This window comes from Methylobacterium sp. OAE515 (assembly GCF_041806315.1).
GTDB lineage: Bacteria > Pseudomonadota > Alphaproteobacteria > Rhizobiales > Beijerinckiaceae > Methylobacterium > Methylobacterium tardum.
Window position 1 is genome coordinate 5,077,675 of the sequence record NZ_JBGMUV010000001.1, and the last position, 14,278, is coordinate 5,091,952.

The 14,278-nt window shown below is 70.6% G+C and carries 13 protein-coding genes; 6 read left to right on the forward strand and 7 right to left on the reverse strand.

Annotated features, from left to right (window positions below):
• Positions 1–32 precede the first annotated feature (32 nt).
• The 4 genes from ABIE45_RS24815 (at position 33) to ilvA (ending at position 4,659) form a co-directional block, all read left to right on the forward strand.
• On the forward strand, positions 33–1,520 hold the full coding sequence (locus ABIE45_RS24815) for an argininosuccinate lyase (protein ID WP_192708970.1): 1,488 nt from the start codon (positions 33–35) through the stop codon (positions 1,518–1,520).
• 122 nt (positions 1,521–1,642) lie between these two features.
• Entirely contained in the window at positions 1,643–2,698 is a 1,056-nt protein-coding gene (locus ABIE45_RS24820) for an AbrB family transcriptional regulator (RefSeq protein WP_192708971.1), read from the forward strand.
• A complete protein-coding gene (locus tag ABIE45_RS24825; protein ID WP_192708972.1) occupies positions 2,695–3,042 on the forward strand; it encodes a diacylglycerol kinase in 348 nt (115 codons plus the stop codon). The genes ABIE45_RS24820 and ABIE45_RS24825 overlap by 4 nt, the downstream gene beginning before the upstream one ends.
• 87 nt (positions 3,043–3,129) lie before the next feature.
• Positions 3,130–4,659: a threonine ammonia-lyase, biosynthetic gene (gene ilvA / locus ABIE45_RS24830; RefSeq protein WP_192708973.1), complete on the forward strand. Its 1,530-nt coding sequence runs from the start codon at positions 3,130–3,132 to the stop codon at positions 4,657–4,659.
• Between the two features lie 13 nt (positions 4,660–4,672).
• Here the strand turns inward: ilvA and ABIE45_RS24835 are convergent, their stop codons facing one another.
• The 3 genes from ABIE45_RS24835 to ABIE45_RS24845 all read right to left on the reverse strand — a co-directional run bounded on the left by ABIE45_RS24835 (position 4,673) and on the right by ABIE45_RS24845 (position 7,764).
• On the reverse strand, positions 4,673–5,332 hold the full coding sequence (locus ABIE45_RS24835; RefSeq protein WP_192708974.1) for an MgtC/SapB family protein: 660 nt from the start codon (positions 5,330–5,332) through the stop codon (positions 4,673–4,675).
• A gap of 82 nt (positions 5,333–5,414) precedes the next feature.
• Positions 5,415–6,353: an EcsC family protein gene (locus tag ABIE45_RS24840; RefSeq protein WP_192708975.1), complete on the reverse strand. Its 939-nt coding sequence runs from the start codon at positions 6,351–6,353 to the stop codon at positions 5,415–5,417.
• A gap of 25 nt (positions 6,354–6,378) precedes the next feature.
• Positions 6,379–7,764 (reverse strand): MFS transporter, encoded by a 1,386-nt coding sequence (locus ABIE45_RS24845; RefSeq protein WP_192708976.1) that lies wholly within the window; start codon positions 7,762–7,764, stop codon positions 6,379–6,381.
• A 244-nt stretch (positions 7,765–8,008) separates the two neighbouring features.
• Between ABIE45_RS24845 and ABIE45_RS24850 the strand changes: the two genes are divergently transcribed.
• Together ABIE45_RS24850 and ABIE45_RS24855 are read left to right on the forward strand one after the other, a co-directional pair.
• Complete coding sequence (locus ABIE45_RS24850) at positions 8,009–9,046, forward strand: histidine kinase dimerization/phosphoacceptor domain -containing protein (protein ID WP_373622901.1); 1,038 nt, start codon at positions 8,009–8,011, stop codon at positions 9,044–9,046.
• A 57-nt stretch (positions 9,047–9,103) separates the two neighbouring features.
• Positions 9,104–9,541 carry a response regulator gene (locus ABIE45_RS24855; protein ID WP_192708978.1) on the forward strand — a complete coding sequence of 146 codons (438 nt, stop codon included), beginning with the start codon at positions 9,104–9,106 and terminating at the stop codon, positions 9,539–9,541.
• A 221-nt stretch (positions 9,542–9,762) separates the two neighbouring features.
• Here ABIE45_RS24855 and mutS read toward each other — a convergent pair whose 3' ends face one another.
• The 4 genes from mutS to ABIE45_RS24875 form a co-directional block, all read right to left on the reverse strand.
• On the reverse strand, positions 9,763–12,480 hold the full coding sequence (gene mutS, locus ABIE45_RS24860) for a DNA mismatch repair protein MutS (protein ID WP_192708979.1): 2,718 nt from the start codon (positions 12,478–12,480) through the stop codon (positions 9,763–9,765).
• A gap of 150 nt (positions 12,481–12,630) precedes the next feature.
• The gene (locus tag ABIE45_RS24865; protein ID WP_192708980.1) at positions 12,631–12,939 is read right to left on the reverse strand and encodes a hypothetical protein; all 309 of its coding nucleotides are present in this window, start codon (positions 12,937–12,939) and stop codon (positions 12,631–12,633) included.
• A gap of 233 nt (positions 12,940–13,172) precedes the next feature.
• Positions 13,173–14,030 (reverse strand): alpha/beta fold hydrolase, encoded by an 858-nt coding sequence (locus ABIE45_RS24870; protein ID WP_192708981.1) that lies wholly within the window; start codon positions 14,028–14,030, stop codon positions 13,173–13,175.
• A 59-nt stretch (positions 14,031–14,089) separates the two neighbouring features.
• A complete protein-coding gene (locus ABIE45_RS24875) occupies positions 14,090–14,257 on the reverse strand; it encodes a hypothetical protein (RefSeq protein ID WP_192709085.1) in 168 nt (55 codons plus the stop codon).
• Between the last annotated feature and the right edge of the window lie 21 nt (positions 14,258–14,278).

Genomic DNA, 14,278 nt, shown 5'->3' on the forward strand with positions numbered 1-14,278 from the left:
TCAGGCCTTCGCGAAACCCACGGAGCTGACTGATGCGGCGCACGACGATCTGGGCGATTCTGGCGCTGCTCGCCCCCGGTGCCCGCGCCGAGCCCCGAGACACGTTCGCCCGCATCGACGCGATCGACCGCGCCTCGCTGGTAATGACGGTTGAGACCGGCATCGTCCCGCGCAGCCTTGGGGCGACCATCGCCCGCGCCCTCGATCAGGTCGCCGCCGATGGCGCCAAGCCGGGGGCCGAGCGTCCGGACGACTACCTGCGGATCGAGCCGCTGATCACCGCCATCGCCGGTCCGGACGCCACGCGGATGCATTCCGGCCGCAGCCGCCAGGACATCATCCCGACGGTGCTGAAGCTGGAGCAGCGCGACCGCCTCCTCGCCCTGGCCGAGACCCTGGATGCGACCCGGGCGGCCCTGCTCACGGTGGCGGAGCGCGAGGCGGATACGATCATCCCCGCCTACACCAACGGCGTGCAGGCCCAGCCGACGACCCTCGGCCACTATCTCCTCGGCTATGCAGGGGCGCTCGCGCGCGACGCGGACCGCCTGCGCGAGACCTGGGCGCGCCTGAACCTCTCGCCCCTGGGCGCGGCGGCGCTCGGGACGTCGAGCTTTCCGGTGGATCGCAAGCGCCTGGCGGAACTGCTCGGCTTCGATGCGCCCGTGGAGAACAGCTACGACGCGGGCCAGCTCGCGCCGCTGGATATGGGCCTGGAACTGACCGGGCTCGCGGCGAATCTCGCCACCACCGCGGGAAGCTTCGCGCAGGATCTCTACGCGCAGTATCACCAGACCCGGCCGTGGATCCTGCTGCGCGAGGGTGCGCTGACGGGCCCGAGCAGCATCATGCCGCAGAAGCGCAATCCGGTGGCGCTCTACGGGCTGCGGATGAAAGCGAGCGACGTCGTCGGTGCCGCGCAGGCCTTCGTGATCATGGCGCACAACGTCGATTCGGGCATGCCGGACTACAAGCGCAACCAGGCCGAGCCGCCGGGCCGGACCCTCGCCGAGGCCACCGAGATGTGCCGGCGCTGGACCCGCGTGCTGGACGGGCTGGTCGTGGACCGGGCGCGGGCCGCCGACGAGGTCGCGGCGGATTACGCGACGACCACCGAACTCGCCGACACGCTCCAGCGCGAGGCGGACGTGCCGTTCCGGCTCGGCCATCACTTCGCGTCCGAACTTGTGAGCTACGGCCGCGGCCACGACCTGCGCCCGGCCGATCTCCCCTTCCCGGAGGTGCAGAAGATCTACGCCGAGGCCGCCGCCGGGTCCGGGCTGAAGCCGGAGCTGCCCCTCGACGAGGCCCGCTTCCGGGCGGCGCTGTCGGCGCGGGGCATGATCGATGCCGCCAAGGGCCTCGGCGGACCGCAGCCCGCCGAGATCCGGCGCATGCTCGGCGTCGCCCGGGCGCGGCTGGAGGCGGACCGGGGCTGGCTCGAGAGCCGGCGCCAGAGCCTGACCGATGCCCGGGCGCGCCTCGACAAAGCCTTCGCGGCCCTGACGCAGGATCCTTGAGCCAAGAGCCCTGACGGACGCGCACGGCCGGCGTGCCGAAACTCTGCCGCGACAGGGCCAAGATTGCGCTATAGCGCGCCTGACGCCCGACGGTCCTTGCGGGCACCTCCTCGTCGGTCGCCTTGCTCTCTCCCCGCACACTCGGCCTCTGGGCCGCCCTCATCGCTGCGTCCGCGCTCATCTCCTACGGCTTGGTGCGCGCGCAGTTTCCGGCCGCACTGCTGCTCGGGCCGATGATCGGCGCCATTGCGTTCGGGGTCGGCGGCTCGCGCCTGCGCGTGCCCCGCGCCGCATTCCAGGCCTCGCAGGCGGCCATCGGCTGCCTCGTCGCCCACGCCGTCACGGGCCAGATCGCCCAGACCCTGCTGGAGGACGGACCGCTCATCGTCGCGGTCGTATTGGTGACCGTCGCGGTCAGCGGCCTCGTCGGATGGATTCTCACCCGGCTGCGGGTCCTGCCCGGGACCACGGCCGCCTGGGGTTCCTCTCCGGGCGGCGCCTCCGCCATGGTGGCGATGGCCGAGGATTTCGGCGCGGATCCGCGCCTCGTCGCCTTCATGCAGTATGTGCGTGTCGCCGCCGTGGTGTTTTCGGCCTCCCTGGCGGCGCGCTTCCTGATGGAGGCTCCTGTTCCGGGTGCCGCCGCGGGGGCCGGCGAGGTGACCGGGCCGCTCTCCCTCCTGGCGACGCTCGCAGTCGCCGTTGTTGGCGCCGGGGCGGCGCTCGCCCTGCGGGTCCCGGCCGGCGCGCAGGTCGGCCCGATGGTGCTCGGCAGCCTGCTCCACGCTACCGGGCTCGTGCGCATGGCGCTGCCGGTACCGCTCCTCGAACTCGCCTACGCCTGCATCGGCGTCTATGTCGGCCTGCGCTTCACCCGCGAGACCCTGCGGCTGACCTTCACGGCCCTGCCAGGCATCCTGGCGGCGACGTTCTCGGTGATCGCCCTGTGCGCCGCCTGGGGCTTTGGGCTGACCCTGCTGCTGCCGATCGATCTGCTGACCGCGGTGCTGGCGACGAGCCCCGGCGGTCTCGATTCCGTGGCGATCATCGCGGTCGGCTCGAAGGCCGACGTGTCCTTCGTGCTGGCGGTGCAGACGCTGCGCCTGTTCGTGGTGCTGCTCACCGGCCCGCTGCTCGCCAAGTGGATCAGCCGCTCCGTGCCGGAGGCGGCCCGATGAACGCCCTGGTCCTCGCCTTCCTCAATTCCTGGCGCGGCCTGCGCCACGGGGCGCGCACCGAGCGGGCCGTGCGGCAGGAACTGGTCCTGCTGGCGCTCGGCGTGCCGGTCGCCCTTCTGCTCGGCGCGACGCTGTGGGTGCGCGTCGCGCTGATGGTCAGCCTGCTGCTGATGCTGGCCGCCGAGTTCCTCAACACCGCCGTCGAGAAGCTCTGCGACCACGTCCATCCGGGCCACCATCCGATGATCGGCACCGTGAAGGACCTTGCCTCCGCCGGCACCTTCATGGCTCAGATGGCGGCGCTGCTGGTCTGGGTGGCGGCGCTGATCGAGCGGCTGGGCTGATCTGCGCCAGGGGTGCGCGCTCGCATCCGCGGGCCGGAGGGTCTATTGGGCCGGCATAGCCCCGCAGATCGGCCGAGACCCCACACCGTGACGGACTACATCCGCAAGATCCTCACCGCCCGCGTCTACGACGTGGCGATCGAGAGCCCGCTCGACGCGATGCCGCGCCTCACGCAGCGGCTGGGCCGACGGGTCCTGCTCAAGCGCGAGGATCTGCAGCCGGTCTTCTCGTTCAAGCTGCGGGGCGCCTACAACAAGATGTCCGGCCTGAGCGCGGACCAGATCGCCCGCGGCGTGGTCTGCGCCTCGGCGGGCAACCACGCGCAAGGCGTGGCGCTGGCCGCCGCCAAGCTCGGCGCCCGGGCGGTGATCGTGATGCCGCGGACCACGCCCTCCATCAAGGTCGATGCCTGCCGGGCCCGCGGTGCCGAGGTGGTGCTGCACGGCGACGCCTTCGATGAGGCGCTGGCCCAGGCCAAGATCCTCGAGGCCGAGCAGGGCCTGACCTTCCTGCACCCGTTCGACGATCCCGACGTGATCGCCGGCCAGGGCACGATCGGCAAGGAGATCCTGGAGCAGCATACCGGACCGATCGAGGCGATCTTCGTGCCGGTGGGCGGCGGCGGCCTGGCCGCCGGCATCGCGACCTTCGTGAAGTACCTGCGGCCCGGCACGAAGGTGATCGGCGTCGAGCCCGAGGATGCCGCCTGCATGGCTGCGGCACTGGCCGCCGGCACGCGGGTCAGCCTGCCCTCCGTCGGCCTGTTCGCCGACGGCGTCGCCGTGCGTCAGGCCGGCGAGGAGACCTTCCGGCTCTGCCGCGAGCATCTCGACGAGGTCATAACCGTCGACACCGACGCCATGTGCGCGGCCGTCAAGGATATCTTCGACGATACCCGCGCCGTGTCCGAGCCGTCCGGCGCGCTGAGCTTGGCCGGCGCCAAGCTCTATGCCGAGCGCGAGGGCGGCGACGGCACGCTGATCGCCATCTCGTCGGGTGCCAACCTCAACTTCGACCGCCTGCGTCACATCGCCGAGCGGGCGGAGATCGGCGAGCAGCGGGAAGTCCTGATCGGGGTGACGATCCCGGAGCGGCCCGGCGCCTACCGGGCCTTCATCCAGGCGCTGGGTCCGCGCGCCGTCACCGAGTTCAACTACCGCCACGCCCCCGGCGCCGAGGCGCAGATCTTCGTGGGCATCAACGTCAGCGGGGGCAAGCGCGAGAAGCAGGCGCTGATCGGCTCCCTGCGCGAGGCCGGCTACCGGGTCCTCGACATGAGCGACAACGAGATGGCCAAGGTCCATGTCCGCTACATGGTCGGCGGCCGGGCCGTCGGGGTCGCGCACGAGCGGCTGTTCCGCTTCCAGTTCCCGGAGCGGCCGGGCGCGCTGATGAAGTTCCTCGAGGCGTTGGGCCCGGACTTCGACATCACGCTGTTCCATTACCGCAACCACGGCGCCGATTACGGCCGGGTGCTCGCCGGCATCGCGGTGTCGCCGGGCGAACGGGCCCGGTTCGACGCGGTCGTCGAGGCGCTCGGCTACCCGGCCACGGACGAGACCGAGAACCCGGCCTACCGCCTGTTCCTCGATGGCGAGGGTGCCGGCGCGGCGTGAGCCGGCTCCCCGGTCATTCGTCCGCCTCCTCTGCGGCCGTCACGTCGGGCATGGCCCGCAACTTCGAGGCGATCGCCTCGAAGCTCGTGCGGGACAGGCGGACAAAGGTCACGGTGACTTCGTCGAACTCTGGGTCGGCGCTCGGGCGGACCGTGAAGGTCCGCACCCGCGAGGCGCGCTCGCCGGTCGCCGCCTGCAGGGTGTCGATCGACAGCGCACCCTTGCGCGCGGTGAGCCGCAGGGTCTGGGCCCGCATCCGGTCGCGCCAGCGCTCCTCGAAAGGCTTCACCCCGGCCAGGATGCCGACAATCAGCGCCGTGGCGGCGAGCGCCGGCACGTAGAGCCCGCTGCCGATGGCGAGCCCGATCGCCGCCACGCCCCAGAGGCTGGCAGCCGTGGTCAGGCCCTTCACGACCTCGCCGCGCAGCAGGATCGTGCCGGCCCCGAGGAAGCCGATGCCGGACACCACCTGTGCGGCGATACGGGACGGGTCGAGCACGACATGGTCGGTCCCGAGCACGTCGGCGAAGCCGAAGGCTGAGACCAGCATGATCAGGCACGAACCGACGCAGACCAGCATGTGGGTCCGCAGACCCGCCGCCCAGAGCAGGCGCTCGCGTTCCAGGCCGATCACACTGCCGAACAGTGCCGCCAGCGCCAGCCGGGCCACCATCTCCGCGTTGCCGATCAGGTCCGCCTCCCATCATCCGCCATGTGCGAAAGCGGACGATCCTTGCGGATTTTGAGCCGGCTTATCAAGCGATGCCGAGGGCGGCCTTCTCGACCTCGTAGGCGGCTCGGACGGCGGCGGCCCCGTAGGTCCGCTCCAGGCGCCGGACGGTGAAATGCGCCCGCGCGGTCCCCTGGAAGTGGTTCATGAAGGCGGTGTTGACCGCCGCGCCGCCGAAAGCGCCTAGGATCGGCACGGCCTGCGCTGCAACCTTCTGCGAGACCACGAGGCCGAACCGCGCCGCGATCTGCGCGGTGAAGCGGATCAGCGCGGGGGCAGATTGATCGAGCAGGGTCTTGCTGCCGGCGTAGCGGGCCGCTTCCGCCAGCGTCTTGGCGAGGGCAGCCCGGACCGCGAAGTAGCCGCTCTCGGTCAGCGGCGAGCCCTCCTTCGGTTCGGCAGCGGTGCGGCCGCCCAGCGCGAAGACCTGAACGCAGGCGAGCGCACCCTCGGGCGTTCCCAGATCCTCGCCCTCCTCGCGGGCGATCTCCGCGATGGAGCGGAGCATCAGGGTGGTGGAGACCGGCAGCTCGACGGCCAGCGTCGTGAGCCCGAAGGCTCCGCCGACCGCCCCGGAAAGGGCCGCCATCGCCTTGTGCTTGGCCTCACCCGACCCGAGCAGCCGCGCGAGCCGGCCCTCGATCTTCCCGGCGGTCGAGCCGAGGTCCCCGCCTTCAGCCGGAACGAGTTCCTTGCGCGGGAGCGTGGCCAGGGCGACGCGCATCGCGCCGCGCATGGCGGCCTCGGTGCTGCGGCCGACCGCATCTGTGACCGGGGCGGGCAGCGAGCGGCCGATGATGTCGAGCGGGGCGCCCGCCGCCGCGGAGAGGCGGGCCGCGAGGCTCGGGCGCTCCAGGACCTGAACGGCCCGACGCAGGGCCGCCAAATCCGCGTCGCTCAGGACCGTCTCTGGGGCCGCTGCCGGCAGCGTCTCGCCGGCGAGGGTGAGGTCGCTCGTGCTCATCCGCGAATTCCTGGATTGATCCCGCTCACGCCGCACCCGGCGCGCGCGCCGTGGAAGGAAGTTCGGGCCCCGGGATGCGGTTCCCCGCCTCGTCGGCCTCGCGCGACGCGGGTTTCGCGGCCGGACGGCCGCTGCGGCGTCCGACCGCGAGACAGAGCGCCAACACCGGGATGCCCACCAGGGAGGTCATCACGAAGAAGGCCGGGTAGCCGATCGCCGCGACGACGAAGCCCGATGAGCCCGCGACGAGCTTGCCGGGCAGCGCGTACAGGGAGGAGAACAGCGCGTACTGCGTCGCCGCGTAGGCCGCGCTGGTGAGGCTCGACATGTAGGCGATCAGCACGATCCCTGCGAAGGAGCCGCAGAAATTCTCGATGGAGATGGCCACGGTCAGCCGCCATAGGTCGGCCGGTCCGGCCGAGAGCCAAGCGAAGGCCAGGTGCGAGGAGGCGGCCAGGAAGGCGCCCAGAAGCAGGGTCGGGAACAGTCCGAGCCGGGCCAGCGCCCAGCCGCCGGCAAAGCCGCCCGCGATCCCGATCCAGATTCCGTAGAGCTTGGTGACGGTGGCGATCTCCTTCAGGTCGAAGCCCAGCGTCCGATAGAGCGGGCTCGCCATGACGCCGGACAGGAAGTCCGGCAGGCGATAGAGCGCCACCAGCAGCAGGATGCCCCAGAGCGCGCCGCCGAAGCGCGCGTGCAACTCGGTCAGCGGCTCCAGCACGGCGCGGCGCATCGACCAGAATCGGGAACGGGCCGGTGTCTCCGTCTGGGCAGCGCGGGCCGTGTCGAAGGACGGGGCCAGCAGGGCGGCGATCATCCCGACCAGCATCAGCGCGGCCATGATCAGGTAGGCCAGGGTCCAGCCCCCAGCGGAGGCGATGAACAGCGCCCCGGCCCCGGCCGTGATCAGGCCGAGGCGGTAGCCGAGGTTCGATGTCGCCGCCAGGATGCCCTGGAAGTCGCTGCCGGCCGCGTCGATGCGCCAGCCGTCGATCACCACGTCCTGGCTGGCCGCGCAGAACGCCACTAGGAACGCCCCGAGGCCGAGGAGCGCGAGGCTGGTCTTCGGGTCGGAGAAGGCCATCAGGACGAGGCACAGGGCGACGGCCGCTTGTGTCGTTACCATCCAGGCGCGGCGGCGTCCTAGGCGCGCGCCGAGGACCGGCACGGTGAGGCGGTCGATCGCGGGCGCCCAGAGAAATTTCAGCGAGTACGGCAGTGCCACGTAGCTGAACAGGCCGATGGCGCGCACGTCGATATCCGAGAAGGCGAGCCGGAGCGTGAACGTCCCGAGGACGAGCAGCAGCGGCAGGCCCGAGGAGAACCCGAGGGCGAGCATCAGCATGATGCGCCGATCCTCGACGATGTCGCGGAGCCGGAAACGGCGCGTCGCCTGTGGCTGGATGGCCATGGCATGGAACTCCTGAGCCTTCGTGGCCTTGATCCCGCGAAATCGTGGCAGCCTTACGCCGCATGGAATTTCGCTGGATTGTGATGTCTTTTGCCTCAATCTTGATCGAAGCTTGCTTAACGCGGCGCCCACGTCCCGCGCGGCGCGGCGCGATCGAGGTGCCGCAGGACGAACGGTTGACGCCGCCTGAGTGTGGAATACCGAGTTGAGTGCCCGACCCGAGCCCAGTCCACCGCCCGCGACGTTGGTCGATGCGTTTGCGCGCAGCCCATCACCCATGGTGATCACCGACGCCCGCGCGCCCGACAACCCGATTGCTTGGGCGAACGACGCATTCCTCCAGGCGACCGGCTACGCCGCGGAGGAGATTGTCGGACGCAATTGCCGCATGCTGCAGGGGCCAGCCACGGACCGGACCACGGTCGACCGGATCCGCAACGCGGTTCGGGCCGCGGAGCCGATCTCGGTCGAGCTGCTCAACTACCGGAAGGACGGCACGGCGTTCTGGAATGCGATGACCATCACGCCGGTCTCCGACGCGGAAGGCGTGGCCTTCTTCTACGCCGCCCAGGCGGACATGACCCATGTCCACCAGATGGAAGTCACCATGCGCGGCACCAACGATCAGTTGGAGCGCCTCGTCAGCGCGCGTACCCATGACCTCAGCGCGGCGTTGGAGCAGAAGACGGCGCTGCTCCATGAGGTCGATCACCGGGTGAAGAACAACCTGCAGGTGATCTCCTCGCTGATGCTGCTGAAGGCCCGCAGGACGCCGGAGGGCGAGGCACGCGACGCGCTTCAGAGCATGGCCGAACGCATCGGCGCGCTGTCGACCGCCCACCGGATGCTCTACTCCGAAGGCGACATCACGCATTTCAATCTCGGGGACTTCGCGGCCGAGTTCCTCGCCGACATGAATGCCGGGCTGGACCCGGATCACCTCCGGGTCGAGGCCGATGTCGAGCCGATCGCGGTCGCGGCCGCGATGGCGGCGCCCCTCGCCCTGCTCATCCACGAGCTGACCGCGAATGCCCTGCGCCACGCCTTCCCGGACGAGCGCGAGGGCCGTGTCTCTATTGTAGCCCGCCGCAACGAAGGCGGCATGCACCTGACCATCCGGGATGACGGGGTCGGCCTCGCGGCAGCGCCCCCCAACCCGGCCGGTTTCGGACGGAATCTGGTGGAGATGGTCGTCCGGCAGATGCGCGGAACCATCGCGTGGTCGGATGCCGGTCCCGGTACGACCGTGGAGATCGACATCCCGCTGCAACCCGCGGCTTGAGAAATCCGCGCGGACATTTCAAGCTCAGCGGCCGCGAAGCCGGGAATCGGAGAGCGCATGGGGACCGGGAACGCCGCCGCGGAAACCGCGCTCCGCATCCTCGTGGTCGAGGATGAGGCCCTCATCGCGCTCGAACTCGAGAGCCTGCTGGACGACCTCGGGCACGTGACGGTCGGCGTCGCCGGCAACGCGGCCGAAGCCATCGCGATGGGCCGGTCCACGGCGCCCGATGTCGCCCTGGTGGACATCCACCTGGTCGACGGCCCGACGGGTATCGAGGTCGCCCGGGCGCTTTCCGCCGACCAGCGCACCACCGTGGTGTTCATGACCGCGAACGCCAAGCGCATCCCGAACGACTTCGCGGGCGCGATCGGCGTGATCGCGAAACCCTATTCCGAGCGTGTCGTGGCCAGCACCCTCGACTACGTGGCGGACCGCCGGTCTGGCCGCCAGGAGCCGGCCTGCCCGGACGGCTTCTCGCCCGCCCCGGTCTGAGCAGGCCGCAAGCTCGGCCTCTGGCTCTGGGCCGCTTTGGATGCGGCGTCGTTCCTTCATTCCGGGGCGCCGCAGGTGAGTCCGGAACCCGGACCCTCACTTTGCGCAAGTCCTTGGCGTGTCGGCGGTTCTGGATCCCGGGCTCCGCTGCGCGGTTCCGGGATGACGGGCGGTTGTTGCAGTCACCTCTATTCTTGAGGCGATGGGATTGGATCGCCCGCTCAGCGCCCGCCCGTCCGCTCGCGCTTCAGCCGGTACAGCGCGTCGAGCGCTTCCCGGGGCGTGAGCGCGTCCGGGTCGATGGAATCGAGCAGCGCCCCGAGCGGATCCTCCGGCGGCGGCTCCGGCGGCGGAGGCGGCGCTAGTGCTGCGAAGAGCGGCAGGTCGTCAATTCGCGCCCGCGCCGGGCGGCCGCGCTCCGCCTTCTCCAGGCTCTTTAGGATTGCTCCGGCCCGCGACACGACGCTGCCCGGCAGGCCCGCCAGCCGGGCCACCTGCAGGCCGTAGCTCCGTTCGGCGACGCCGGGAACGACCTCGTGCAGGAACACGACGCCGTCCCGATGCTCGGCGACCTTGAGGGTCGCGTTCTCCAGCCGGGCCAGACGGTCGCCCAGCGCGGTGAGTTCGTGGAAATGAGTGGCGAAGAGCGCCCGGCAGGCATTCACCTCGTGCAGGTGCTCCAGGCAGGCCCAGGCGATGGAGAGACCGTCGAAGGTTGCGGTGCCGCGGCCGATCTCGTCGAGGATCACCAGGGAGCGCCGCGTCGCCTGGTTGAGGATCGCCGCGGTCTCGACCATCTCGACCATGAAGGTCGATTGCCCGCGGGCGAGATCGTCGGCGGCGCCGACGCGGGAGAACAGCCGGTCGACCCGCCCGATCCGCGCCTCGGCGGCCGGCACGAAGGCGCCCATCTGAGCGAGCACCGCGATCAGCGCGTTCTGGCGCAGGAAGGTGGACTTACCGCCCATGTTGGGGCCGGTGATCAGCCGGATCCGGCCGCGCGTGTCGCCCGACAGATCGCAATCGTTGGCGATGAACGGCTCACCCGCCCGGCGGAGGGCCGCCTCGACCACCGGATGACGGCCGCCGACCACGACGAAGCTGAGCGAGTCGTCGACCATGGGTCGTCGCCAGTCGAGCTCGACCGCGAGCTCGGCATGGCTCGCCGCGACGTCGAGCCCGGCCAGCGCCTCAGCCACCTCGGCGATGGAATCGGCCTTGGCGAGCACGCGGGCGGAGAGGTCGTCGAACACGCCGCCTTCGAGGGCCAGCGCCCGGTCGGAGGCGCCGGAGATCTTGGATTCGAGTTCGCCCAACTCGACGCTGGTGAAGCGCATCGCGTCGACCATCGTCTGGCGGTGGACGAATTCGCTCTGCAGACCCTTCAGGCAGGCCTCGCCGACCGATTGCGGTACCTCAATGAAGTAGCCGAGCAGGTTGTTGTGCTTGATGCGCAAGGTCCGGCAGCCGGTCTGCTCGGCGTAGCGGGCCTGCAGGGCGGCAATCACCTTACGGGAATCCTGGCCCAGGGTCCGCGCCTCGTCGATTTCCGGATGATAGCCCTGCCGCACGAACCCGCCGTCGCGGCGGCTTAACGGAAGATCGTCGGCGAGCGCCGCCGCCAGGGTCGCGATCAGCTCCGAATCGGCCTCGGCCAGGTGCCCGGCGAGACGGACGAGGTCGTCCGGCAAGTTCGGGTTGGCGGAGAGGCGGGCGCCGAGTTGCGCCGCCACCGCCAAGCCGTCCCGGATCGCCGCCAGATCCCGCGGTCCCGCCCGGCCGAGGCCGGTACGCGACAGCGCCCGGGCGAGATCCGGCGCTCGGGCCAGGGCCTCGCGCAGGGCGCCGCGGAGCGAGCCGTCATCGACCAGATGCGCCACGGCGGCGTGCCGCCGGGCGATCGCGTCGAGCGTGGTGAGCGGTCCGGCGAGATGCTCGGCCAGCAGCCGCGCGCCGTTGGCCGTCACGGTCCGGTCGATCGTGGCGAGCAGGCTCCCGGTCCGCTCCCCCGACAAGGTCCGGGTGAGTTCGAGGTTGGCGCGCGTCGCCGCATCGATCGCCAAAGTCGCGCCGCCATCCTCGCGGGTTGGCACGGCCAGGGTCGGCCGGGCCGCGAGCTGCGTGCGGGCGATGTAGAGGAGTACCGCCCCGGCGGCCGCGATCTCGGCACGAGTGAACTGGCCGAAGCCCTCCAGTGTCGAGACCCCGTACTGCTCACGCAGGCGCCGCTCCGCCGCCGCGGGTTCCAGCTCGGCCTGCGCCAGGGGCACGATGGCGGCCCGGCTCTCCTGCCAGATCCGCGCGAGCGCCGGATCGGCGTGGATCGCCTCGGACAGGACGATCTCCCGCGGATCGTGCCGGGCGATCGCCCCGGCCAGATCGCCGCCCGCGACCTCGCTCAAGGCGAAGCGCCCCGTGGAGATGTCGACCGCCGCGAGGCCGTAGGCAACGGCGCCCTCCCCGGTCTTGCGGCGGCCGATCGCCAGGAGGAGGTTGGCCCTGGCCGGGTCAAGGAGCCGATCCTCGGTGATCGTCCCAGGGGTGACGAGCCGCACCACCTCGCGGCGCACCACCGATTTCGGCCCGCGCTTCTTGGCCTCGGCCGGATCTTCGGTCTGCTCGCAGACGGCGACGCGGTGCCCGAGGGCGATCAGGCGGTTGAGGTAGTCGTCGGAGCGCTCGACCGGCACGCCGCACATCGGGATCTCGCTGCCAGCGTGCTTGCCGCGCTTGGTCAGCACGATGCCGAGCGCCCGGGACGCGATCTCCGCGTCCTCGAAGAACAGCTCGTAGAAGTCGCCCATCCGGTAGAACAGCAGACAGTCCGGATTGGCGGCCTTGATCTCGATGTACTGCGCCATCATCGGCGTCGCGCCGGCCGGATCCAGGCCGGGGGCGGGCGTCATGTCGGCGGCGGGGCGGACGGCGGTACGGGCCATGCCGCCTCTTAGCAGAGCGCCGCCCGCGAATCAGGACACGCACACCGACGCGGCTGGGGAGAAGCCGCGTCGGCGGTGGATGGGTTCATCGCGGCCTTGGGGCCGGCACGGCGAACGCGACCGCGGCCGACGTAGAAGACCTGCCGGGCCTTAGTAGCGCGGGCCGTTCGTGGTGCCGCCCAGATTCTGTTGGTAGCCGCGCAGGGCGGGATTCTTCGCGTTCGGGTTGCCGTGACGCATGGTGTTGAGCCGGCGCATCCGCCGCTCGTGCCGCGTGGTGTGGTGCCGGTGCATCCGGTGGTGATGCATGCGGTGATGGCGATGCATCACGACGGACTCGACCATGTCGTGGCCGGCGAGGCCGGGTTGAGGCATGGCCGGTGCCGCCTGAGCGGTCGCCGCGCCGGCCACCAGGCCGCCGATCAGCAGGCCTGCCGTCAGAAGAGAACGCATAGACATGTTCGAGTAACTCCGATCCTACCGTATGAGCCACCACCCAAGAGAATGGTCGCAGGGAAGTTCCGGAGCGTGCAGGAAAAATGAAGCTGTCGATTCCATCTCTGACGTGGAATAAGTTCTCGTGTGACGCGTGTTGCCGACATTCGGTGCGGAGGCATTTATAACTTAAAAGTGAAGCCAGATGCTTTGTGCAATCTGGCGGCGTATGCCTGTGTCGCGCTCGCCCGTGCCGATCAGGACAGGAAACGCGTCAATTCCAAGTTGACGGAATCCGGCTCCTCGTGCGCGAGCCAGTGGCTGGCGCGCTCGTACCAGCGGATCCGGCCCGCGTCGCAGAAGGCCAGGCTCGCTTCCGCGAGGCCGGATTGAAGGGCTGTATCCTGCTTGCCCCAGAGGATCAGGGTCGGAACCCGGACTCGGGCCGGCTCGTCCCGCGGCAGACGCACCAGCGCCCGGTACCAGTTTAGCATGGCGGTCATCGCGCCGGGCTGGAGCCACGCTTCCACGTAGCGATCGAGATCGGCGGCCGAGAACGCGCCCGGCCGGCTGGTCGAGGTCAGCGCGTGCTGGAGGGCGCGGCACCGGTCGGCCGTCAGCAGCCGCTCGGAAAGGCCGGGGAGCTGGAACAGGCCGACATAGACGCTGCGCAGCCACTGGCCGGGATGGTGCCGCATATACGCGCCGACGATGCCGGGATGCGGCGCGTTGAGGATCGCGAGCCGCTCGATCCGCTCGGGATGGCGGCTGGCCAGCCACCACGCGACGAGACCGCCCCAATCATGGCCGACGAGCCGGATCGTGGGGAGGCCGTAGGCATCCGCCAGTGCCAGCACGTCGCCGGCCAGCCTATCGAGGTGGTAGGCGGAGAGGCCCTGCGGCCTGTCACTGCGGTTGTAGCCGCGCTGATCCGGCACGATCACCCGCAGGCCAGCCTCGGCGAGCGGCCCGATCTGGTGGCGCCAGCCGAACCAGAACTCGGGGAAACCGTGCAGCAGGATGGTCGGCGGGCCGCTCTCCGGACCCGCCTCGGCCACGTGCAGGCGCACCTCCGGCAGAGCGACTTGGCGAAGATTCACACCCGCAACGTCCATCCGCTTCGGCGCTCCCTGCTGATCGGCGGAGAACGCCCGCGCCCACGCGGGTGATCCCGTCAGAAACCGAGCGCCGCGCAGGTGCCGGCTTCGGCGGAGAGCTGGTCGCGCAGCTCGTCCGGCGAACTGCGGGTCCACAGGCAGAGCAACACGAAGGCCGCGCCGTGCAGCAGGGTCCGGGAGGCCGCGGCAGGGGCCTCGGCCGGAAGAGTGGCGAACTGGGTCATGACGCTGGTCTCCTGATTCCG